Raw genomic sequence first — 23829 nt, 5'->3', positions numbered from 1 at the left:
GACCAGCTTTACTGCTTCTTCTCGAAGCTCTGGCGTGTATGTTGTTGAGCGTTTCATAAGTTCTCCAGTTGGTGAAGTTTACCAAACAAGAGTGTCCGAAAAAGTCAGGGTACCTCACTATAGTCTTTCAATACGTCACTAAAAACATCCGACTTTACAAACCTGATCCTCGAAAAAGTTTCACGCTTATTAACAATATAGCTTGCCAAATAATGCTCCGAATCGATATTCGAAGCGACAATTTCATCTCCGCTAAACATTAAGCGAACAAGATCGGTTCCAACAACTGATAAGAGATTAAATTGATAAACACTTGGGGTTTTTTTTCGTTCCGGCAAAGATGACATTTCATAGGATTGCGCTTTCATCAACGATGTAATAGAGTTGAAAATAGCTTTGTCGTTTTGTGACTTACCTGTTGATTTCGCCATCTCTTGATATGCAAAAACCTCAACACTTGGATCTTGAAGTATCTCTTTTACTCCAAGTTCGGTTACTCTTTTATAATACTTACTATTATTATCTGTTTGTGAAATTTTATAATCAATTACTTTATCATTTGACCATACATGCAATGGTCTAAAATTTGCATTTGGGTCATTTAGATTAATTTTTCTTGACAATAATGCCCAAGCATTTGAGTCACTTTTTTTGCAGCTAATTATCACTACCGTATACACATTAAAATGCTGAACCTTGCTACATTTATAGGCAACTAAATCTATTTCTCGAACTGTTTCCTCGGCATCATCAACATAGTATTTATTACTAATAACCGTCCACCCAGTGCTTTTCAGTTGTTGTGCTATCTGATTTTCTAAAACAAATCCAGTTTTTCGAATTTCCTCAACAAATGGCACCTCGAACTTAACATTTTCTTTGCGCACACTCATACTTTTCCATGTTGTAATTTAAATTAAATCCATTTAAAAAAAATTTATCTAAGCCAAGCTTATTGAAAAAGTAAATATAAAAATCTCACATCCCAGATGAATCCATAGTTTCAGAAATAATTCTAGGCGTCAATTCAGTTAAGCGCTCGTCTTTTATTGATATTCGATTCCAAATAAAAACTAAATTATCGGCCGTCAATGGAATTCTTGGAGCCAACTTATATAGCGCGTAAAACACTTCCGCCCTCTTTATTCGGATAACTTTACGTGCAACATCCTTGTTTTCATCCAAATGTTTTTCCACACTCACAGTTAACGGCAAGGTAATCCGCATGCGAAGGGATGAATGCAACATAGCATCCCATTTTCTAGCCTTATATTGTTTATAAGCTAAATCATCAAAGATCTTCCGCATGCTCCACTCTGCCGTTTCAAGGGTAGCGACGACCCCGTTAAGGCCGCGGCTAAGATCGTCATGCTCTATCCAATCTTGCTTACGCTTGTATCGCAAATCGTGCTCGACTTCATGCCACCCTTCCGACAAAATTGTACGAATTTGTACCTCAAATGCTCTGTCAACTGGTATTTCAACACTGGGTTCATCCATGTCGCGGAAATAAGACGGTGAAAGTCTAAATATCAAATTGTACCTTGAGACAGCAAAAACACTATCTGTTGGCTTATCAATGTTTGAAGAGATATCATCACATTCAAATTTCATGCGCAATATTTTTTCCACGATCTGAACATCCTCGGGAAAATATACTACTACCCTCAGACCGATTGCATCCTGAATCAGCTTTCCTCCCGGTTTATATTTTCCAGGAGTTGATTGTAGCTTCGATTGCAATGATGCAAGCGACTTTCCTCGACCAAAAACTCGACACAATAATCCTAGCGTCATTAGTTCCTGCTCAATCTCGCGACGCAAACTATCAGCAACCCTTGTGAAAGCAGCAATTTGGATCATTGATCAACTCCAAAAATAGATTGCACTTTCTTCATCGAGTCATTGTTTAACGTAATTAAATTAGATCTATTCATTTCAAGAAGAACATTTTCTCTCAGCAAACGTTCAACTCCTGCATATAGCTCAGCGGCTGTACATTTCTCAATAGGTTGGCAGAGAAATTTCAAAGGTTTGTAGACTGGACGACTGGGCTTTTGACCGATCGGATCTCCCACCGGCCAGAATCTTTTCAACAACACCTGTTCAACAATTCTTTCTCTATCTTCTTCAACCCCATCTTCAATATCCGTTGGCAACTGGGACAGAGAGATCATAATATCAGGATAACTTTCTCCTCCTAATACATAAACAGGACCAGCGGGTTCCGTTGCTATTACTTGACAATCAAAAAATCTACAATTTAAAAATGAAACATTTTGAAGACCTGATTTAATAAATACACAATTCCTAAAAATCACTTCACTAAATTGAAATGACGAAATCAATGCATCACCAATATCTAGGGAAAATAATTCAATAGCTTCTACTGCTCCATCTATAAGATTATCTGGCATTTTCCCTATTAGTTTAGCTGAAACGTCTATACGTCCACGTTCATCCAAAAATGGAAGAGAATTACTTATTCCAGAATAGAGAACTTTACGGGAGATCTCTGTCCTTGGAGAGTAAGAGTTAATTGCAGGCTCAATGAAACGCAAGTCGTCGCCTAGCCAACCAGGCTCAGAAATTATATTTTCAGCAACGTAATTCCCTAACGAAAACTCGTTAACAAATCCAATCTTATTAATATCTGATGCACTCCGATCAAGAAGGGCATGACTGGCAAGTTTATTTGCTATTTCATCCCTACTTGGCTTGTCTGAAGCCGGGTATTGATTCCGAGATAGGTCGATTTCTTTGCCGCATTTTTCCAAAAATAATTTCACCATATAATCACGCTGCTCAGCGGTATAGCCTTTATCCATCATGTCGGTAGCAATACGATATAGGACTTCGGATTGCATCTCGATAGTCATTCTTAAATCCTGTCGTTCTCGTTCCCGATCTAACATGTATTCAAAATAACTTTGAACAATTGCTTCAGGTTGCGCCACTACCTGAGCGAATGACGTTTCGTCGATGCACTTTAAATATGATAACAGTACGGGATTAGCCATTGCATCAACATCTAATCCGCGCTGCTTTAAAGATTCTACACGGGCATAAGGAAGCCAATCATTTACTTTCGGCTCTTGAATTCGTATACGAACCACGGAAAATGTATCGGCATGCCTATCTAACCATTGATGAAATTCATCGCCATCAAAAAGAACTGTTCTCCTCGTAGTTATGATTATTTTTGCATAACCAGTCAACAACTCGCTTACTGTTTCTAGCATTGGCTCTTTATTCTCGAAATCTCCGTTCTCTTCTTTTTTTCTTAAAAGCTCATCAAATCCGTCAAGAATAGCAGCAATACGTCCATTCTTTATTTCAGTTTGTACCAGTCCCGAACTTAAGAGCGGAAAAGTTCGATCTATCTCATCGAGTAAAATGTATCTAAAAATCCGAGCTTGGCGATTTCTCGACAACTCTGCGTATAATGGAAGTCGACTAGAATGATCCGCTAATAAGCGAACAATTTCTTGCGCCGTGCAAGTCTTCCCAAAACCAGCAGCCGCTTCTATAAGAAATAAAATTGGACGCTTCTCATCTATACGAGATAGCACCTCTGCAGGGGGTGTAAGCTCGCCCTCTTTTCCATTAATTGTATATGGAGCTTTTACATACTCATATACTGCCTTAACTCCGTATGGTTCTACCAAAGATTTAGTAAACCTCCGATAATCGTCGATGAGCCTTTTTCGCGTTGAATGCACGGAAAAAAAACCATTAAATAATTCCTCTTCCGCAAGATCAGGAAATTTGGCATCTCTGATAGTGCATGCATAGCCTGCGATCGTAAATTCGCGAAAAATTTCATCCGTCTTAACTTCTGGGTGAAGTCGAATTATCTCAGCATTATCGAAATAACCATTTTTTAAAGTAAAAACAAGAAAACCTTCTCTTGTCCCATCTCGTGCCATAGTAAACCCATAGCGTCGATAAGCTGCAACCAGTCCCGCCTTAATGTCCACAAAAAATCCCTTTGGAAAAATTCAATCTTTAGATTAAGAATATCATCATATTTTCGCTATTAGACTGGGACCAAAACGACCAGACTTAGGCGGTGTATAGCAAAAAATCACCGACAAGAGAGGATACCATTTTGCCAAAATGAAAAATACTTCATTTTTACATCGTTGCTGCAAGTTGGCCTCTATCGATAAAATTTTGAAACTCAAACGAGAGGGAGACGGTCGTCTAGACTACAACGAACTGCGTACGCTTCAACCTGCGTCATTGTTGTTGAATAATTGTCAGCTGAGACCCTTACCCCCTTTCAGAGTCATCAAATATGCATACATGGGCGTCCGAGTATGGTCCAAGTCAACAATTTATTTTCAAGACAAGACAGAATTTAACCGCACAGTGGAATGGATACTGCTACGAAACGAAGACCTAGACTTGCCATCCACTGGGTGAATGGAAAGCTCTCACTGTAGAAGCAAAGTTCGCTAACGATCGATTACTGTATAACATTGATAACTGCGACAAGTGCTAGTCACATCAATAGATGCCCTGGCTTAATTCTTAGGATGTTGGTCCGCTGTTGATCCACCTGTTACTCGATCGTCCGCTCAAGCGACTCCACGTCTGGCATCCATACAGCGCTGCTGCCATTGAGCGATTTCGTCAGCGTCCCAAGCGATAGACTTGGGGCCGATGGGAATCGGCGGCGGCAACACGCCTGCCTTTACCTTGCGCCAGATTGTGGCGCGGGACCAGCCGGTGGCCTCGATGACCGCAGGCAAGCGGAGGAATTTTCTAGTCGTGGTCATAAGATTCTCCTTCGATTGATGAACAGCAAACAATGGAGAGTCATGCCGACTCTCCGCGATAATTCCGGCAGCTCCAGGACTCCCCCTTATGCATCTCGTCTGTTCCATGCGCTGCGCCCCTGATACAAGTGGGCGGTCATCTGCCCAGATAGATGGAAGTAACCTGCTCACGTCCATGCCCCATCTCCACCGAAATCTTCATCCGCGCAGCTTGATCTACGATTTTTTGTGAAGCATCCAGCTGTCTCGATGTCGGGCCGCCACTGGCTGGACAGGGTCGGCCAGTCAACTCGGCATAGCGCCGCTGCACGTACTCATGGCGCAGCCCATGCACACCATGAAGTCCAGCTTTGTCGCACTGCGCCCGAAAGCGGTTCAACTGGTCCCGATACCGCAACTGCGCCGGAATCAGGCTGCCTTTTCCCGCCAACGCCTTGGCCGCTTCCAACACGGCGCGCTGCTGCATGGTGGTAATCGGCACCTCCCGGTATTTGCCGCCCTTGGTCCAGCTATCCTTCAGCCGCAGGATATTCCCGCCATCGGCCCATCCCGGCTTGATCTTGATACTCTCTTCCCGCCGCAGTCCGAACGCGGCCTGCAGCTGCAAGGACATGCGCGTATACGGATCGTTCACGCGGGCCAGCGTGTCGGCGTCCAGCACCTTTGCCTTCGAGACATTGGTGACAAACACCCGCTCCGCGATGCCGTATTCGCCGTTGGTGCGCGCAATGATGTTCTCCTTGCCGATCTTCTCGGCCCACCAGCGCAGGGCGCTCATGCGATTCTTGACCGTTCCGGTACTGACTCCATCCTGCTTCCACTTATCGAGCAGCGCCGCCACATGCTTTGGTTTCAGACTGTCCACGCTCATATGCTGGAAGCCTCGTTCCGCCAGGTCGTTGGCGCACAGGTTCAATAAGCGCTCGCGGTCGGCCTGCGTCGCAAAGCTGCCATCCCGGTTGCGGTGACACAGTTGCTTGAGCTGGTAGTTCAAGTCGCGCATGGCAAAGTCATCCCTTCGATCCTTGGTTTTCACATCGATGCTGCGTGGTGTAATCCTGTCTGGTAAGTGTTTCTGGCCACCCCAACTGCCTCAGCAGAAAAGGTTGAATCAAGGGCCTCGGGACACCACTCCCGTGTATGCGGTTGCTGTTACTGCCTGCCCGCGCCGCATGCGCGTGTGGCACCGCTGCGCGCTCCCGGAGGGAGCCGCAGCAGCAGGGACCAATCACCCAGGGTCCATGGAGTGCACCTCGTGCACGGTTCAAACACAAGCCCTTAGCGGGCGAAGGAAATCGCAGGCTTGCCTGCGATGGAGAGGCGCCTGGCCTCGTCACTGAGCACCGTCACGCGGACGCTCAGGGCTTGCCGCCTTGGCCTATGCCGTCGGCGGCGCGTCGTCACTGGCAGCAGGCCGCCAGTAACGACGCGCTCACGTAGCCATGGCATGTGACGGCATACATGCCAGCATCGCACTCGCGGTGACGATACTGGCGACTCTGAAGCACACGCGCTGGCGGCAGCCGCGATGGCATCGCATCGCTGGCATTTCTGCTGACGGTGCGGCTTGCGGCAAAGCCATGCTGTGCTTCATACGGTGCGCTACCTCGCGGGGCATGCGAACCAATCGGGGCAGGAGTCTTGCTCCTGTTTGAAGAAGCGCCCACGGGGCGCAATCATCCAGGCAATCCGTCTTGCGGATTGTGGGATATGAAGACGCTGAAGGCAGCGCTTTATCGTGCCGAGATGTGCATGCTTCTGCATGGCCCGGCGATATATCTAGCAGAAACTGCTATGTATCATGGTGGCGGGTAACGACCGCAACGCCTATGCCGCTAAGCATAGGGACATGCTCGAAGCATGCCCTCGTGGGAGCGATTCCCACATAAGAGAGCTTCATTCTATGCCTGATATCGACGTTTGCAAGTGGTTCGTTTCGTCAAGTGCGCTTTTCGTAGTGCGCAGAATTGGGACCCGGTCAAAGACTCCGATAGCTACTGCATGTTGTCGCCCTGGCGACGTACCCGCCTCCTTGACTCTTTCATCGCACTAACCAATTGGTCCATGCTCATACCGTTACGTAAATAACTGGCAGCGAGCGCCGTCGCGACACCCTCCAGCTGACGGGAGACGACCTGCAAACCAGCCTGTTCAATTTGCCGAATGGCTGCTTGCTGGATACTGTGCTGTGCTTCACTGATGGAAATGCGCTGCAATGCCGGAAATAAGGCGGTTTCGAGGTGACGGATAGCGAGCAGGGTCGCCCGCCGAATACTGGTCTGGACATGGCCCCACTCCGGCTCATCGAATATTTCGTCGATTGGAATAGGCTTTGGCAGTGGATGCAATTTTTCTCGATTGAATTCTGTGTGCGGGTCCTGCTGCCGCTCCAGCAGCTGATGCGCTGCAAGCCTGTGTTCTCTCGCTTTGGCAATGGAAACTTCAGGGTACCGGCCAAAAGTCAGAACGCTTTCGCCACCGCTTTGCTGGCGATACTTCATGCGCCAGACCTTGCTGCCGCTGGGCTGCACTGCGATGTACAGACCAGCCCCATCGAATAGTTTGTATATTTTGTCCTTCGGAGCAGCTTGCTTGATAAGCTCATCCGTGAGGCGCAATACATACTTAGACATGGTGCCCTCCTGTTCCGCCATCCCGGCTGAATTCGCCACTGACCAGCGTTAATCTTGGCGTCTGCGGCGGCGCTCCCTTGCCGCTGACGGCATCGATATAGTCGGCCCAATCCTGCATCATCTTGCGCCGTTCCGCCAGGAACTGCGCCCGGTCATAGGCGCTGGCCACCTTGTCCTTCGGCGCATGTGCAAGCTGCCGGTCCACAACTTCATGCCGGTAGCCCAGGCGCTCCTTGATGGTGCTCATGGCCAGCGCCCGGAAGCCATGGCCGGTCATCTTGCCCTTGTATCCCATGCGTCCAAGCGCCACCAGTATCGTGTTATTGCTGATCGGCTTTTCGTGGTCACGCTGATTCGGGAACAGGTACTTGCTGCGGCCCGTGATCGCGTGCAGTTCGCGCAGCAGCTCCAGCGCCTGGCGCGACAGGCATACGTGATGGTTGGTCATATCCGGATTGACGGTCAGCTTGCCGCGCTTCATGCGTTGCCATGGAATGATCCACTCGCCGCGCTCCAGGTCAATTTCACTCCAGGGCGTTTCGATCAACTCGCTGGTGCGCACAAAGCACAGCAGCATCAGCCGCAGCGCAATGCGGGTCGGCGCGAACATGCGTGCTTCGTTGCGGTCCAGAATGGCCAGAAACTGCGGTAGTTCGTCAGCGTTGATGGCGGCGAAGTGTCCGGCGCGGACGGTCTTCAACACATCCTTCATATCGGTGACCAGATTGCGCTCTGTGAATCCGCACTGAATCGCGTAGCTGAAAATTGACGCACATACCGCTCTCAGGCGATGGGCGACTTCACTTGCGCCACGCTCCTCGATCTTGCGCAGCGCGGCAATCAGATCGCGGTGCTTTATCTCATCGATCGGCATGCGGCCGATGGCTGGAAAGATGTCCGCTTGCAGACGTTGGATGGTGTTATTGGCGGTGCGTTCGCTCCATGTCGGCACTTTGTTGCCATGCCACTCGCGCGCGATTTTTTCGAACGTGTTGGACGCCTTATCCTTTGCCAAGCGCTTGGCGTCGTCGCGATGCTTGGCGGGGTCGATTCCTTGCAGCAGCAGGCGGCGTGTCGCCAGACGCTTTTCACGTGCATCCTGCAAGGTGATTTCCGGATAAGGGCCGAACGTCAGCGTATTCTCTTTACCGTTGGCCTGCCGGAACTTGAAACGCCAGATGCGGGAACCGGTTGGCGCGACGACGAGGTACATGCCGTCACCATCGAACATTTTGTATGGCCGCTCGCGTGGCTTGGCGTTGCGGATGAGTAAATCTGTCAGCGGAGCAATGATCTTTGGCATGGCAAACCTCCTGCGCGGCATGCTGTAAAGATCAATATAGTCGTTTTTTTGAATTTTTGGGGCAAGCGGCAATGGCTGAGTACGAGAAGCCCCCAAACTTGCGCCTACTTGAGGTGGATATCCTGGGACGCTGTGCAACGTCCAGAAACGAAAAAACCGCTTAGAATCAAGGCTCTAAGCGGTTTTGAGGGACTTCCTGAGACGTCCTGATCTTACTTAATTACTATCCGTGGCGGAGAGAGGGGGATTCGAACCCCCGATAGAGTATTACCCTATACACGCTTTCCAGGCGTGCGCCTTCAGCCGCTCAGCCATCTCTCCTGAAGGCAATGCGCGCGTCTTGCTTGCTCACATTGTGTACTGCATATCGCTTGTCGCGAAGCCGCAGATTATAGCAAAGATTCTACAGACTGCCAAAGTTATTTACCCTAGGGTAAAAGTTTGGCCAGGCCCGCAGGAAGGATGCGCCCCAGTGATGCGCATACGCTTCCGGAGGGGCTGGCCTGTCTATTACGACGCTTCCTTCAACTGATCCAGGATGGCCGGATTTTCCAGAGTCGACACGTCTTGCGTGATCGTCTCGCCCTTGGCCAGCACGCGCAGCAGGCGGCGCATGATTTTGCCGGAGCGGGTTTTCGGCAGGTTGTCGCCGAAACGGATTTCCTTCGGCTTCGCAATCGGTCCGATTTCCTTGCCGACCCAGTTGCGCAGCTCCAGGGCCAGCTTCTTGGCTTCTTCGCCCGTCGGACGCGCTTGCTTGAGCACCACGAAGGCGCAGATCGATTCGCCTGTCGTGTCGTCAGGGCGGCCCACCACGGCCGCTTCGGCCACCAGCGGGTTGGCGACCAGGGCCGATTCGATTTCCATCGTGCCCATGCGGTGGCCCGACACGTTCAGCACGTCGTCGATGCGGCCCGTGATGGTGAAGTAACCCGTGTCCTTGTTGCGGATGGCGCCGTCGCCTGCCAGGTACATCTTGCCGCCCAGTTCTTCCGGGAAGTAGCTGGACTTGAAACGCTCGGGGTTGTTCCAGATCGTGCGGATCATCGATGGCCATGGACGCTTCACCACCAGGATGCCGCCCTGGCCGTTCGGCACGTCATGGCCCGCTTCATCGACGATGGCGGCCATGATGCCTGGCAATGGCAGGGTGCAGGAACCGGGGACCATCGGCGTGGCGCCTGGCAGCGGGGTGATCATGTGACCACCCGTTTCCGTTTGCCAGAAGGTATCGACGATCGGGCATTTCTCGCCGCCGATGTGCTTGTAGTACCACATCCACGCTTCCGGATTGATCGGCTCGCCGACCGTGCCCAGCAAACGCAGGCTGGTCAGGTCGTAATTCTTTGGATGGACTTTTGGATCCACGTCAGCTGCCTTGATCAGCGAACGGATGGCCGTAGGTGCCGTGTAGAAAATGCTGACGTTGTGTTTCTTGATGGTTTCCCAGAAGCGGCCCGCGTTCGGGTAGGTCGGGATGCCTTCGAACACCACTTGCGTGGCGCCCACGGCCATCGGGCCATACGCGATGTAGCTGTGGCCCGTCACCCAGCCGATGTCGGCCGTGCACCAGAACACGTCGTCCGGCTTGATGTCGAAACTCCACTTCATCGTCAGCGCGGCCCACAGCAGGTAGCCGCCGCTCGAATGCTGCACGCCCTTCGGCGTGCCGGTCGAACCGGAGGTGTAGAGGATGAACAGTGGATGCTCGGCATCGACCCATTCCGGCTCGCATTGCGCGCTCTGGCCTTCGACCAGGTCGTGCAGCCACGTGTCGCGGCCGGCCACCATCGGCAAGTCGCTGCCCGTGCGTTGGTAAACGATGACGTTTTTGACGCAATCGCAGCCGCCCAGCGCCAGCGCTTCGTCGACGATGGATTTCAATGGCAGCTTCTTGCCGCCGCGCAATTGCTCGTCGCCCGTGATGACGGCCACGGCGCCCGCGTCGATGATGCGTTCCTGCAGCGATTTCGCCGAGAAGCCGCCGAACACCACGGAATGCGTGGCGCCGATGCGCGCACAGGCTTGCATTGCGGCAACGCCTTCGACGGACATCGACATATAGATGATCACGCGGTCGCCCTTGGCGATGCCCTTGGCTTTCAGGCCGTTGGCGAACTTGCAGACTTTTTCGTGCAGCTCTGTATACGTTGCCTTGGTGACACTGCCGTCGTCCGCTTCGAAGATGAGGGCCGTCTTGTCGCCCAGGCCATTTTCAATGTTGCGGTCCAGGCAGTTGTAGGACACGTTCAGCTGACCGTCTTCGAACCATTTGTAGAACGGGGCGTTGTCTTCGTTCAGGGTGCGGGTGAACGGCTTTTTCCAGCTCAGGTTTTCGCGCGCCAGCTTGGCCCAGAAGCCTTCATAGTCACGTTCGGCGTCCAACACCATGGCGCGGTAAGCGTCCATGCCGGAAATCGTTGCCTGTGCGGCAAATGCTGCCGACGGTTGAAATACGCGCGACTCTTCCGGTCCCTGCTGCTCGGTGCCCTGCCCTTGGTTCTCTATAGCGGCCATGCTAGTCTCCAGTGTAGTAATTGTTTGCTAACACCATATGCCTGATGTCTTACTGACGCCTTACATGCAGCGTTTTCCTCGATCCATTCTAACCATAATCGCCACAGGCGATGGGCGTCAAGCGTACGCCGCCCAGCATTCTGGATGGAAAAACTGATAACACGCCAACTACTTGATGCCACTTTGTGTTTCATCAAGGCCAATAATCCAGATCGAGGGCATGCGCAGTGATCAGCAGCAAGTGTAAAATGTCGGGCATACCAAAAATTGGTATTTACCCCCAGGAAACTCCAGATGATCGACCATTCACAAAAACCCAAACATAGCAAACTGCACCCCCTGTCTGCCTTCATCTTCATGTCGCGCTGGCTGCAGCTGCCGCTGTACCTGGGTTTGATCCTCGCCCAATGCGTGTACGTATTTCACTTCTGGGTGGAACTGTCGGACCTGATCGGCGCCGTGTTCGGCAATGACGCGGCCCTGCAGCACGTGCTGACGGCCGTGGCCGTACCAGGCAGCGCCCTGCCGACCAAGCTCAATGAAGCGACCATCATGCTGGTGGTATTGGGCTTGATCGACGTGGTCATGATCTCGAATCTGTTGATCATGGTCATCATCGGCGGCTATGAAACGTTTGTGTCGCGCATGCACCTCGACGACCACCCGGACCAGCCGGAATGGTTGTCGCATGTGAATGCGTCCGTGCTGAAGACAAAATTGGCGATGGCCATCATCGGCATCTCGTCCATCCACCTGCTGAAGACCTTCATCAATGCCAACTCGTACAAGATCGAAGTGATCATCGCGCAAACGGTTATCCATATGGTCTTCATCCTGTCGGCGATGGCGATTGCCTACACGGACCGCATCATGACGGTCACGCAAAACCAGGCACGCCCCCATTGAACCAGAATCCCATGGCTGCCAGCGGCGGTCATGGGCTTTGTCTATCTGATGCAGTAATCAGCAAAGAGTCTTACCCTTCTTATCCACCGCGAGAACACCATGACTGTCATAAAGCAAGAAGACCTGATCGAATCCGTCGCCGCAGCGTTGCAGTACATTAGCTACTACCACCCTGCTGATTACATCGAGCACCTGGCGCGCGCCTACGCGGCCGAGCAAAGCCCGGCGGCAAAAGATGCGATCGCGCAAATCCTGACCAACTCGCGCATGTGCGCGGAAGGCAAGCGTCCGATTTGCCAGGACACGGGTATCGTCAACGTCTTCCTGAAAATCGGCATGGGCGTGCGCTTCGAAGGCTTCTCCGGCACCGTCACCGACGCCGTCAACGAAGGCGTGCGCCGCGCGTACAACTTCGACGATAACAAGCTGCGCGCGTCCATCGTGGCCGACCCGCATTTCGACCGCAAGAACACCAAGGACAACACGCCGGCCGTGGTGCACATGGAATTGGTCGAAGGCAATACCGTCGACGTGAAAGTGGCTGCCAAGGGCGGCGGTTCGGAAAACAAATCCAAGATGATCATGATGAACCCGTCCGATTCGCTGGTGGACTGGGTCATGAAAACGGTGCCGACCATGGGCGCCGGCTGGTGCCCGCCTGGCATGCTGGGCATCGGCATCGGCGGCACGGCTGAAAAAGCCATGCTGATGGCAAAAGAAGTGTTGATGGAAGACATCGACATGTTTGAGCTGAAACAACGCGGCCCGCAAAACAAGCTGGAAGAATTGCGCATCGAGCTGTGCGACAAGATCAATTCGCTGGGCATCGGCGCGCAAGGCCTGGGCGGCTTGACGACCGTGCTCGACGTGAAGATCATGATGCACCCGACGCACGCCGCGTCGAAGCCTGTCGCCATGATCCCGAACTGCGCCGCCACGCGCCACGGCCACTTCGTGCTGGACGGCTCGGGCCCTGCCTACATGACGCCGCCATCGCTGTCGTCGTGGCCGGAAGTGCACTGGACGCCGGACACGGAAAGATCCAAGCGCGTCGACCTGAATACCCTGACGAAAGAAGAAGTCGCTTCCTGGACGCCGGGCCAGACCTTGCTGTTGAACGGCAAGATGCTGACGGGCCGCGACGCCGCGCACAAGCGCATCCAGGACATGCTGGCCCGTGGCGAAGAATTGCCGGTCGATTTCAAGAACCGCGTGATCTACTACGTCGGTCCGGTTGACCCTGTGCGCGACGAAGCCGTCGGCCCGGCCGGTCCGACGACCGCCACGCGCATGGACAAGTTCACCGACATGATGCTGGAAAAAACGGGCTTGATCGCCATGATCGGCAAGGCCGAACGGGGCCCGGTCGCCATCGAATCGATCCAGAAGCACCAGTCGGCCTACCTGATGGCTGTCGGCGGCGCCGCCTACCTGGTGTCGAAAGCCATCAAGCACGCCAAGGTGCTGGGCTTTGCCGACATGGGCATGGAAGCGATCTACGAATTCGACGTCGTCGACATGCCGGTGACGGTGGCCGTGGATGCGAAAGGCACCTCGGTGCACAACACGGGCCCGAAAGAATGGCAGGCGAAGATCGAGCAACTCAATAGCGTCAGCAAGATTCCCGTGACGGTCGCTTAAACAAGCACTACCATAGACGCCGCGCGGCAACATCAGCGCGGCGTTTTTTATCTTCAACGGTTCCCTATGACTTTTATTGCAAGCACTGCCCGCCCAGACGCCCCCATCGGCATTTTTGATTCCGGCGTGGGCGGCCTGTCGGTGCTGCGCCATGTCCGCGCGCAGCTGCCGCGGGAAGACCTGATGTACTTTGCCGATTCCGCCTATGCCCCGTATGGCGACAAGACGGAACAGCAAGTGGTCGACCGTTCGCTGGCGATCACTGCCTTTTTATTGCAGCAAGGCGCGAAAGCACTGGTGGTGGCGTGCAACACGGCCACCATCGCCGCCATCAAGGCGCTGCGCGCGCGCTATCCCGACCTGCCCATCGTCGGCGTCGAACCGGGCCTGAAACCGGCGGCGGCCATCAGCCGCAACGGCAAGATCGCCGTGCTGGCCACGGAGCGCGCCTTGCGCGGCGACAAGCTGCTGGCCCTGCGCGAACAGGTGAGCGCCGCCACGGGCGCCACGTTCATTTTGCAGCCCTGCATCGGCCTGGCCGACCGCATCGAGCAGTGCGAGCTGGGCAACGACCCGGTCGATGCCACCAGCGCCATGCTGGAACGCTACATCGCCCCCCTGCTGGAACAAGGCGTCGACACCCTGGTGCTCGGCTGCACGCACTACCCCTTCGTGCAGGATGCCATAGCACGCACGGTGCGCGCGCATACGCAGGAACAGATCACCCTGGTCGACACCGGCGACGCCGTGGCGCGCCAGCTGGCCCGCTTGCTCGACGCAGCAAGCTTGCGTCGCATCAATAACGACGCACCGCGACTGCAGGGCTACACGACCGCCAGTGTCGAAGCATTGGCGAAAGCCTTCGCCGGTTTGCTGGACTTGCAGCCGCCCGTCGCACACCTGTCCGTGTGAGTGAAAACGGGCGTTTTTATGCAATCTTTCGATTCTTTAAAAAAGACTGCATTTAGATTTGCCACTTCGCCGAGTTCTTTGTATAATTCGGCACCTGTTCAGCAAAACAGCTAAACAGGCAAGTAAGACAGTGGTGGCTGTAGCTCAGTTGGTAGAGTCCAGGATTGTGATTCCTGTTGTCGTGGGTTCGAGCCCCATCAGCCACCCCACAGAATTAGTGGTAAATTAAAGGGTTACACGCTTCGGCTTGTAACCCTTTTTTCATTCCAGCGCACATGCATGAGGCAACATCAGCCCTCTCCTCCCACGGCATGCCAGGCGAGCGCATCAGCGAAAAATCCAGCCTGCGCGCGGCAGTCACAACTTGCCAAAGATACAGGACTTGGACGGGAAAGTTTGTACAAGGCCCTGTCCGGCGAAGGTAATCCCAGCTTCGACACCATTTTGAAGGTGACGCATGCACTCGGTTTGCAATTTCGCGCCGCAGCGCTGAACACTTGACCACCCATCAGCCGAGGCAGCGGAAAGACTACCCCGCCAGCACCGATTGCACCGACTGCACCGTCGTCGCCAGGTCTTCCAGGCGCACGGGTTTCACGAGGAAGTGGCGGAAGCCGACGGCCAGCGCGTCGTCCATGTACATGGGCAGGCTGTGGCCCGTGACGGCGATCAGCACGGCGTTGGCCGTCTCGGGATTATGGTGCAGGCGGCGGCCGATTTCGATGCCGCTGATGCCGGGCATCTCGATGTCGAGGTAGACGGCGTCGGGCAAGCACAGCTTGACTTGCTCGACGGCCATCTGCCAGTTGCGCACCACCACCGCATGGTGGCCCAGCGCTTCGAGCAGCATGGCCAGCGATTCGCCCACTTCCTGATTGTCGTCGACCACCAGCAGATTCAATTTGCGCGCAGCACTTGCCGGCTGGTCGCCCTGGCGGTGTTCCACGGAGGAATTACCTGGTGTCGTTTCAGTTGTCTGGCTCATGGTACCTTCACGTCTGACGGCTGCAAAAGCGGGAGTATACAAGAAGCACGTGGAATGCCGCCGCACCCCAGCAATGGTGCCAAGCGGCAATCCTGGCGCTCCGCTGTACCGCATCAACAACACTTCCTTCCCGGTCCCGGCGAAAGCCACCTCTACGCAGTTTGCGCAATTGACGGATAAAATGAGAATCATTATCATTCTTATCCCCTTGCGCCGGATGTCCACGCCACGCTGTTGTCGCGCCGCCTGATTGCCCGCGCAAACATTGTCATTACGGAGATCCATGCATGGCCGCCACACTTTCCCCACTGCCCTTGTCGCTGCGCCCGTGCACGCTGGCCATTGCCCTCGCCTGCCTGGGCGCTTCCCTTGCCGCGCAGGCACAGGAAGCCAATACGGCTGATAACGCCGGGCCCATCCTCGAATCCATCCAGGTCAGCAGCAACCTGCTGGGCACCAGCATGGCCGCCAGTACGAAGAATTTCGCCGGCGCCCGCACGGTGCTGCAAAAGGACGACATCGAACACTCGGGCGCATCCAGCCTCAGCGACGTGATGCGCCGCATTCCCGGCGTGCAGATCAGCGACAACTCGGGCAGCGCCGGCAGCGCCATCTCGCTCAACATCGGCGTGCGGGGACTGGCGGGTCGCTATTCGCCGCGCAGCACGGTGTTGCTCGACGGCATCCCGATGTCGGTGGCGCCGTATGGCCAGCCGCAGTTGTCGTTCGCGCCCGTCAGCCTGGCCAATGTCGAGACGGTCGACGTGGTGCGCGGCGGCGGCGCCGTGCGCTTCGGCCCGCAAAACGTGGGCGGCATCATCAACTTCAAGACGCGCCGCGTGCCTACCACGCCAGGCATCACGGGCGACGCCACCGTGCGCTATAACGCGTACAGCGAAGTGGGCCACAACACGCAGGCCAGCGTGTTTGCTGGCACCCAGCTCGACAGTGGCCTGGGCCTGGCGGTGCTGTACTCGGGCATTCGCGGCAGCGACTGGCGCGTGGGCAGCGATGAGAAAGTCAACGACTTCGCCCTCAAATTCCGCTACGACCTGAGCTCGACGGCCGAGGTGTACGGCAAGCTGTCCTACTATGACGTGACGTCGCGCACGCCGGGCGGCCTGACCGCCGCCCAGTACAAGGCCGACCCGTTCCAGAACACGCGCCCCACCGACTACTGGAGCGGCGAGCGCAAGGCCTTCGACATCGGCTATCTGAATGCCCTGTCCGGCACCCAGGAATTCGAGGTGCGCGCCTATTACAACAAGAGCTCGCGCGAAAGCATCCTGATCAGCGGGAAAAACCTGGGCCACCAGCCGCGCAACTATGAAACGACGGCCATCGAGCCGCGCTACACGCAGCGTTTTATTACCGGCAAGGTATCGCAGGACGTCACCGTCGGCTACCGCTACCTGGCCGAGCGGGCCGATGAAACCATCTACAACGTCGTCATCGCCAGCGGCGTACAACAAAAGCCGACGCGCTTCGCCGACAATGCCACCGATGCCCAAGCCGTGTACATCGATGACAAGATCGCCATCGGCGCCTGGCGCATCACGCCGGGCGTGCGCTACGAACACATCAAGACGGAACGCTACAACCACTTGCCGACCGACCAGAAGATCGAGTTGCTCAACAACAAGGCTCTGCCCTCGCTGAATGTGGCTTACTTGCTCAACAACAACGTGACCCTGTTCAGCAACTACAACAGCTCGTTTGGCGCCGTGCAAAATACGCAGCTCAATGCGCAGTCAAGCAAGAACCCGCTGCAACCGGAACTGGCCAAGACGGCCGAGCTGGGCGCGCGCTGGAAGAGTGGCCAGCTGTCGGCCGAAGCGACCTTGTTCAACATCAAGTTCGACAATCAGATCCAGTCCGTGGGCAGCGGCGAGAACGCCGTCTTCTATAACGTGGGCGCCACGCATCACCGGGGCCTGGAAACGGCCATCGATTACCACTTCGACCAATCCGGCCCGCTGGCCGGCTTGAACGCCTACGCCACCTACACCTACACCAAGGCCACCTTGCAAGATGGTATAAATGCAGGCAATGACGTGCCCTTCTATTCGCGCACCACGGACACCGTCGGCGCCCACTACCAGCTGGGTGTCTGGGGTTTCGACCTGTCCAGCAGCCACCAGAGCCGCCAGTTCGCCGATGAAGCCAACACGGTGGCGGAAAATCCGGCAGGCAACCTGGGTGTCATTCCGGGCTTTCGCACCTGGAACACGCAGGTAAAATGGAAGGTGCAGGGCCAGGCCGGCCTGGAGCTGCTTGCCGGCGTCAACAACCTGAGCGGCAAGCGCTACTTCACGCGCACTTCGGACGGCAACCTGGGCAAGATGGTGGGCGCGCCGCGCATGGTCTACCTGCAAGGACGCCTGGCGTTCTGATGTTCTGATCCCCACACGCGCGGCGGTGCCTATCGAATCGATAAGCCGCCAGGTCCGTGTGCGGCATGAAAAAACCTGCACCGTTGTTGTAACGATGCAGGTTTTTTTACGCCCCGATGTCACAAAAATACTGTGGTGCAAGCAGCGCCAAGGCACAGTTCGCTCTGGAGTGACGTTGCAATTAATTCACCATGGAAATCAATTGCCTTGTGGATATAAATAATTTCACAATTGCATTTATTTTTATCGAGCGTCTGTTCTTTATGTGAGTTTTGGTGATATTCTTTAAATGTCATTTAGGAAAACAAATTAATCTTTAATCAACCAAAACGGATCACTCATGAAAACGCCTGCCACTCTCTTCAAGATCGCCGCACTGGCCGCCCTGGCCACCGCTGGTGCCGCCAACGCCGCGACCGAACTGGTGGTCAATGGCAGTTTTGAAAACAACATCATCGCCTCAGCCTGGGCCCCGCTCAGCAGCGTGACAGGCTGGACTTCATCGGCCAGCGGCAACTCGGCCTTTGAAATCCAGAAAGGCGCCACGCAAGGAGGCCAGGGCGGATTCAATCCTGTCGCCGCCAACGGCACGCAATACCTGGAACTCAATACCGACCAGCTGACCTCCGTATCGCAAGCCATCGCCACCACGGCCGGCGGCACGTATGCGCTGTCGTTTGCCTACTCGGGCCGTCCTGATACGGCTGGCGGCGCTAACAGCCTGATGAACGTGTACTGGGGTTCCACCCTGCTGACCCCGACGGCACTGGTCGGCACCACCAGCGGTGTCTGGCAAAGCTACATCCAGAACCTGACGGCGCTGGGGAGCTCGACCGTGCTGCGCTTCGAATCGATCGGTCCGGTCTCCGCGCCCACGTACGGCTCCTACCTGGACAATGTCTCCGTGACGGCCGCCGTGCCAGAACCGGAAACCTACGCCATGATGCTGCTGGGCCTGGGCTTGTTGGGTTTCATGGCACGCCGCAAGACAGCTGCCTGAATCTGAACAGTCGTCGCGCAACAGCCGCCCCGCCACCTGGCCGGGCGGTTTTTTTCATGGGTAAACGGATGCACTACCTCATGAAATGTTGCCAAGAAGAATTAAATTGGCGCTACAATAGCGGGGTATCAAGCAAAGCCAAGCATCGCTCCGCCAGGGCCCCTACCCCGCCCTGATCATCAGCACGCATTTTTTGAACAGGATGACTGGCGCTGCCGGGCCCGATTGCGCTCCCGGCACGGCCGCCACACACGCACCATGTCAGCAGAAAAAACCATGACCGAAACGAGTTCCTACGGCAAGGATACGCCCGTGGGACGCCCCGACATCGATGGCCGCGCCGGCATTTTCGTGCCCACGGCGGCATTTGACATCGACAACACCTCCACCATCCGCAAGGGCGCGGGCATTGTCGGCTTCGGCAACCTCGATGGCACCCTGACCGTGTACTTCGAAGCGAACCGTTTCGACGAAAGCAATCTGCACAAATGGGAGCATAAGGCGCGCAAGGCGTATGACCGCATGGTCATGGGCGCACCCACGGTGTCGAAGGCGAAGATCGATGCGCGCATGCTGGAACAGGTGGGCATCATCGATGGCATGGGCATCAATCTCAAGCATCCGGAACGCCTGACACACTGGCTGGCGATCTCGAACGTGCCGGACACGGCGCCGGAAGAGCCGGTAGTGCGCTGGAAAAACCGCTAGGCGGCGGGAGAACGAGGCGGGCGCCAGACACGAGGTGTTGTCCTACATGGCGACGGACATTCATCCGATGCCCGATAGCATTAACTCAAGCTATGATGAAAGCCTGACCACACCCCACACACTCAGGAGTACGACATGTCCCGCCTCATCCCGATCAGCTTTGGCGCCTTGCAAATAGGTCTGGCAGCGGCGGCGATGTACATCCTGTGCTCGGCGGACATACTGCACCAGGGTTCCGTGTATTTCCACTGATTTCATCTTACGTCACAGCATCTCCCCATATGACAATGCGCGCCGTGCTTCGCATGACATGAAGCGCGGCGCGCATTCTGGCGTCACATGCTGCAGGGCGCGCCTAGCGCCGGCCGTGGTAGCGTCCATGACCGCCCCAGCCGCCGCGGTGTCCACCGTGGCGCCCAAAGCCAAACATGAAGTCCAGCCCGATCGTCACGGGCGGATTGTAATAATACGGTTGCGGTGCGTACACGGGCGCCGGCACATACACAGGTTGCTGCACGTACACAGGCTGCTGCTGCACATACACGGGCTCATTCGTGTATTCCACGCGCGGTGCGCTCATCACGCGGCCCGACTGCACCGGTTCGGACGAGACCGTATGCCAGTCATAGGGATTGTAGGCCCCCTGTGGCGCGCGCGAACCGTAATACGCGGGACCGGGGGGCGCCACGGCGCAGCCACCCAGGGCGGCCAGCGAGATTACTGCCAACAGGGTTTTCATTGCAATTCTCCTCTAGTACTAATCTTCATGTACCAATTCTTTACTACTTAATTAAGTACTATAAGAAATTACGCCGTGCTTTGCTGTGCTTTTACCGATTGTTACACCCCGACGCACGCTGCAACATGAAATGTGGCGAAGCTGCCACAAGCGGCACGGGCGGCATGCTTCCTTAAATAAATGGAATCGCGCAGGTATCGATGACCTTGCCGGCCGCATCATAACGCTGCACGCACACCTGGTAGCGCACGCCGTAATCGAGCTCGACCTGCTCGACCTTGCCATACTTCAATTTCCAGCTGGGCTGCAACTCTTGCCGGCCAGCCAGCGCCGCCACATCCTGCGGAATCGCCATCGCCGTTTGCATCTCGCCCTGGCGCGCATCCTGGCGCCGCGCCACGTCGATGGAGACGCTCAACGCCAGGTCCACGCCGCCGTCCGCAAAGCTCAGCATGGGCGCGCTGCGCTGCGCACGCATCACGCCCCAGGCACAAGGCTTGCCAGCGGCCTCGCATTGCTTCAATTGCGCCAGCGGAAAATATTCAGGGGCAACCTTGCCATCCTTGATAGGCCAGCTGGTGCGCACACCGTCACGCTTGCCTGTCAGGGGATTGTCCCAGCTCAGGCTATTCACGACGGCCACGGTCTGCCCCGCCTGCAAGCCCACAGGCGCGCCCAGCGAGGCGCAGGCGGAAAGCAGCAAGCCGGTGGCGGCCAGGGAGGAAAGTGTCAGGATGCGCTGCATGATAAGCCTCTTGTGGTGGGATATCCCGAAGGTATGTTTCGAGGGTAACAGAATCGGCGGCGACAGCGCCGTTGGCTGGCGCACATAACACAACGGGCGGCACCCTTGCAGGCGCCGCCCGTAGCGGATACAGCCGTGCCGGGAGCGACGCTCCCGGCGAAACATGGATCAGTCCAGTTTCCAGGCGTAATCGACCTTGGTCCAGGTTTGCGCTGCGGCGCCATCCTTGGTGCCCGGCTTGAACTTGCATGCGGACAGGGCCTTGATGGCGGCCTTGTCCAGGTTCTTGAAGCCGCTGCTCTTGTCGACTTTCGAATCGGCAACGCTGCCATCGGCATTCACCAGGAAGGACATCGACACGGTGCCCTGCTCTTCGTTCATCAGCGAGGCTTTTGGATAGTCGGCCTTGCAGTTCTTGGCATCGAACGACGCCGGCACCTCGGCCGCGAAGGCGGCGGAAGAAACGGAAACCAGCAAGGCCGCTGCTGCACTCATCAAACGCTTATTCTCAAACATGTGCTTCCCCATGATTATCAGATACGGTAATTACAATTTCCTGTGCGCTGTTGGCCGCGCTTAAAACTCTTCCCACTCGTCATTGCTGCCGGCGCCTGCCGCCTTGCGTGGCGCCGTAGCGGCCGCAGGTACGGTTGCTTCCGCCTTGCGGGTCAGCGACTTCACTGGGCGCAATGCCGGCGCGGGCTTGCGTACGGCGACGGGTGCGCTAGCCACGGGGGCCGGCACATACGCTGCCGGCTTCTCTTCGCCTTCGACCAGTTTGAAGATGCTGACCACGTGGGCCAGTTCGGCCGCCTGGTCTTGCAGGCTTTGCGCCGCAGCGGCCGCCTGCTCCACCAGCGCCGCATTTTGCTGCGTCATGCCATCCATCTCGATGATCGACAGATTGACCTGTTCGATGCCCGCGCTTTGTTCCTGGCTGGCACTGGCGATCTCGCTCATGATGTCGGTTACGCGGCGCACGCTGTCGACCACTTCGCCCATCGTCACGCCAGCCTGGCCCACCAGGCGCGTACCGCGTTCGGTCTTCTCGGCCGAATCGTCGATGAGGATCTTGATTTCCTTGGCCGCGCCAGCGGAACGCTGGGCCAGGTTGCGCACTTCCGAGGCCACCACGGCAAAGCCGCGGCCTTGCTCACCGGCACGCGCCGCTTCCACAGCCGCATTCAGCGCCAGGATGTTGGTCTGGAAAGCGATGCCATCGATGACGCCGATGATGTCGACAATTTTCTTCGCCGATTCATTGATCGAGCTCATGGTGTCAACCACTTGCGACACCACGGAGCCACCCTTCAAGGCCACGTCCGAAGCGGTGGCGGCCAGCTTGTTGGCTTCGCGCGCATTGTCCGCATTCTGTTTCACGGTCGAGGTCAGCTCTTCCATGGCCGACGCCGTTTTTTCCAGCGCGCTGGCTTGCATTTCCGTGCGCGACGACAGGTCGATATTCCCGTCGGCGATCTCGCGCGACGCCGTGCCGATGGTTTCCGTACCCACGCGTACCTGGCCGACGATGCCCACCAGGCTGTCGCGCATTTCCTTCATTTCCGCCAGCAGACTGGACGTATCGGAAGGCTGGGTGTGGATGCCGATCGACAGGTCGCCATTGGCAATGCTGCCGGCGATCGATGCCGTGTAGTCAGGCTCGCCGCCCAGCTGTTTCAGCAGGCCGCGGGTAATCACCAGTGCCGCCGCCACGCCCATCGCCACGGCCAGTACGCCGAGGATGATCATGAACAGGCGCGCGCTGTCGAACGCCTTGCGGGCATCCGATTGCATCTGCTCGTTCAACTTGTCTTCCAGGGTGGCCAGTTGCTCCAGCGCATCCATCCATTTTTTCTGTACCGGGCGGATTTCCTTGATCATCACGCGTGTGGCGCCTTCCGCATCGTTGGCCATCCACAGGGCGGAAGCCTTGGCGATGGCGGGCATGGCGGCTGCCTCGTATTCCTTGATCGCGGCCAGCAGGGCTTTTTCTTCAGGAGTAGACTCGACAGCGAATCTCTCTTCGAGCTTCTTCTGCGTTTCCTGATAGGTGCTGGTCTGCGTCTTGATACGCGCCATTTCCGGCTCCATATCGCTCGCGTCGGTCATCAGGGTCAGGATGCGCAGCGAGGTAATGCGGTCACTGACATTGCCACGCATGTCGATCACCAGGCGGGTCACGACATTGTTGACATTGATCACGTGATCGAGACGTTCCTGGATTTGCGCCATGCGCGCGATGCCGAGAACGGTCACGGCCACCAGCAGAACCAGTACCAGGGCGAATCCCAGGCCCAGGCGGGTACCAACCTTCATTTTTGCTAAATTCATTTCGGCTCTTCGTAAATGAAACTATTGATAAGAATTTTTGCCCGGCACGACAAGACGAAGGCCGCGAAACACCGGTATCCGCCCTTACCCATTGGTATGCTGGCGGTCTCCGGCCGCACGCAGCCTGGGGTACTTCCTGGTCTACAACAGCCCTGAAAACGCCAGTGACTGCGAATGCAACTAATTCCACACACCGAATTTCTGACACCGTTGATGTGAGATCAACATCAAA

Annotated in this window: 19 protein-coding genes, 2 tRNA genes and 1 pseudogene; 8 read left to right on the top strand and 14 right to left on the bottom strand. The window is 55.7% G+C overall.

Annotation, left to right across the window (positions count from 1 at the left end):
- Nucleotides 1–104: 104 nt before the first annotated feature.
- The 9 genes from ACQ4WP_RS22260 to acs form a co-directional block, all read right to left on the bottom strand.
- Nucleotides 105–893 carry a hypothetical protein gene (locus ACQ4WP_RS22260; protein WP_436524459.1) on the bottom strand — a complete coding sequence of 263 codons (789 nt, stop codon included), beginning with the start codon at nt 891–893 and terminating at the stop codon, nt 105–107.
- A gap of 85 nt (nt 894–978) precedes the next feature.
- Entirely contained in the window at nt 979–1863 is an 885-nt protein-coding gene (locus ACQ4WP_RS22255; protein WP_436524457.1) for a RelA/SpoT-related domain-containing protein, read from the bottom strand.
- Nucleotides 1860–3980, bottom strand: a complete 2121-nt coding sequence (locus tag ACQ4WP_RS22250) for an NACHT domain-containing protein (protein WP_436524455.1) — start codon at nt 3978–3980, stop codon at nt 1860–1862. The genes ACQ4WP_RS22255 and ACQ4WP_RS22250 overlap by 4 nt, the downstream gene beginning before the upstream one ends.
- Nucleotides 3981–4583: 603 nt before the next feature.
- On the bottom strand, nt 4584–4784 hold the full coding sequence (locus ACQ4WP_RS22245; RefSeq protein ID WP_436524453.1) for a helix-turn-helix transcriptional regulator: 201 nt from the start codon (nt 4782–4784) through the stop codon (nt 4584–4586).
- Between the two features lie 136 nt (nt 4785–4920).
- Nucleotides 4921–5787 carry a phage integrase N-terminal domain-containing protein gene (locus ACQ4WP_RS22240; protein WP_436524467.1) on the bottom strand — a complete coding sequence of 289 codons (867 nt, stop codon included), beginning with the start codon at nt 5785–5787 and terminating at the stop codon, nt 4921–4923.
- Nucleotides 5788–6778: 991 nt separating this feature from the next.
- Nucleotides 6779–7417 (bottom strand): DUF4102 domain-containing protein, encoded by a 639-nt coding sequence (locus ACQ4WP_RS22235; RefSeq protein ID WP_436524451.1) that lies wholly within the window; start codon nt 7415–7417, stop codon nt 6779–6781.
- Nucleotides 7410–8720, bottom strand: a complete 1311-nt coding sequence (locus ACQ4WP_RS22230) for a tyrosine-type recombinase/integrase (protein WP_436524449.1) — start codon at nt 8718–8720, stop codon at nt 7410–7412. The genes ACQ4WP_RS22235 and ACQ4WP_RS22230 overlap by 8 nt, the downstream gene beginning before the upstream one ends.
- Before the next feature lie 230 nt (nt 8721–8950).
- Nucleotides 8951–9041: transfer RNA gene (locus ACQ4WP_RS22225), tRNA-Ser, on the bottom strand.
- Between the two features lie 189 nt (nt 9042–9230).
- Nucleotides 9231–11237: an acetate--CoA ligase gene (gene acs / locus ACQ4WP_RS22220; RefSeq protein WP_436524447.1), complete on the bottom strand. Its 2007-nt coding sequence runs from the start codon at nt 11235–11237 to the stop codon at nt 9231–9233.
- Nucleotides 11238–11531: 294 nt separating this feature from the next.
- On the opposite strand from acs, the gene ACQ4WP_RS22215 reads away from it, so the two are divergent.
- The 5 genes and pseudogenes from ACQ4WP_RS22215 to ACQ4WP_RS22195 all read left to right on the top strand — a co-directional run.
- On the top strand, nt 11532–12143 hold the full coding sequence (locus tag ACQ4WP_RS22215; protein WP_426075129.1) for a YqhA family protein: 612 nt from the start codon (nt 11532–11534) through the stop codon (nt 12141–12143).
- A 99-nt stretch (nt 12144–12242) separates the two neighbouring features.
- Nucleotides 12243–13784, top strand: coding sequence for a fumarate hydratase (locus tag ACQ4WP_RS22210; RefSeq protein ID WP_436524445.1), 1542 nt, complete (start codon nt 12243–12245; stop codon nt 13782–13784).
- Between the two features lie 66 nt (nt 13785–13850).
- Nucleotides 13851–14696 carry a glutamate racemase gene (gene murI, locus ACQ4WP_RS22205; RefSeq protein WP_436524443.1) on the top strand — a complete coding sequence of 282 codons (846 nt, stop codon included), beginning with the start codon at nt 13851–13853 and terminating at the stop codon, nt 14694–14696.
- Between the two features lie 133 nt (nt 14697–14829).
- Nucleotides 14830–14905, top strand: a tRNA-His gene (locus ACQ4WP_RS22200).
- A gap of 148 nt (nt 14906–15053) precedes the next feature.
- A pseudogene (locus ACQ4WP_RS22195) lies at nt 15054–15197 on the top strand (addiction module antidote protein); the annotation flags it as partial.
- A 28-nt stretch (nt 15198–15225) separates the two neighbouring features.
- On the opposite strand, the gene ACQ4WP_RS22190 reads toward ACQ4WP_RS22195, so the two are convergent.
- Nucleotides 15226–15681: a response regulator gene (locus ACQ4WP_RS22190; protein ID WP_436524441.1), complete on the bottom strand. Its 456-nt coding sequence runs from the start codon at nt 15679–15681 to the stop codon at nt 15226–15228.
- 287 nt (nt 15682–15968) lie between these two features.
- Here ACQ4WP_RS22190 and ACQ4WP_RS22185 point away from each other — a divergent pair, with 287 nt between their 5' ends.
- From ACQ4WP_RS22185 to ACQ4WP_RS22175, 3 genes are all read left to right on the top strand, one after another.
- On the top strand, nt 15969–18074 hold the full coding sequence (locus tag ACQ4WP_RS22185; protein ID WP_436524439.1) for a TonB-dependent receptor family protein: 2106 nt from the start codon (nt 15969–15971) through the stop codon (nt 18072–18074).
- A 340-nt stretch (nt 18075–18414) separates the two neighbouring features.
- Nucleotides 18415–19074: an FxDxF family PEP-CTERM protein gene (locus tag ACQ4WP_RS22180; RefSeq protein ID WP_436524438.1), complete on the top strand. Its 660-nt coding sequence runs from the start codon at nt 18415–18417 to the stop codon at nt 19072–19074.
- 258 nt (nt 19075–19332) lie between these two features.
- The gene (locus tag ACQ4WP_RS22175; protein WP_436524436.1) at nt 19333–19782 is read left to right on the top strand and encodes a hypothetical protein; all 450 of its coding nucleotides are present in this window, start codon (nt 19333–19335) and stop codon (nt 19780–19782) included.
- Nucleotides 19783–20137: 355 nt separating this feature from the next.
- Here the strand turns inward: ACQ4WP_RS22175 and ACQ4WP_RS22170 are convergent, their stop codons facing one another.
- From ACQ4WP_RS22170 to ACQ4WP_RS22155, 4 genes are all read right to left on the bottom strand, one after another.
- Nucleotides 20138–20521 (bottom strand): hypothetical protein, encoded by a 384-nt coding sequence (locus ACQ4WP_RS22170; RefSeq protein ID WP_436524434.1) that lies wholly within the window; start codon nt 20519–20521, stop codon nt 20138–20140.
- A 172-nt stretch (nt 20522–20693) separates the two neighbouring features.
- Nucleotides 20694–21266 (bottom strand): hypothetical protein, encoded by a 573-nt coding sequence (locus tag ACQ4WP_RS22165; RefSeq protein ID WP_436524432.1) that lies wholly within the window; start codon nt 21264–21266, stop codon nt 20694–20696.
- 168 nt (nt 21267–21434) lie between these two features.
- On the bottom strand, nt 21435–21782 hold the full coding sequence (locus tag ACQ4WP_RS22160) for an energy transducer TonB (protein WP_436524430.1): 348 nt from the start codon (nt 21780–21782) through the stop codon (nt 21435–21437).
- A 60-nt stretch (nt 21783–21842) separates the two neighbouring features.
- Entirely contained in the window at nt 21843–23582 is a 1740-nt protein-coding gene (locus tag ACQ4WP_RS22155) for a methyl-accepting chemotaxis protein (RefSeq protein ID WP_436524465.1), read from the bottom strand.
- Between the last annotated feature and the right edge of the window lie 247 nt (nt 23583–23829).

Origin of the sequence: Janthinobacterium lyxosi (assembly GCF_051380665.1) — a bacterium.
Taxonomy (GTDB): Bacteria; Pseudomonadota; Gammaproteobacteria; order Burkholderiales; family Burkholderiaceae_D; genus Janthinobacterium.
Note: the sequence above shows the minus strand (reverse complement) of the source record. Positions and strands in the feature narration are given on the sequence as shown.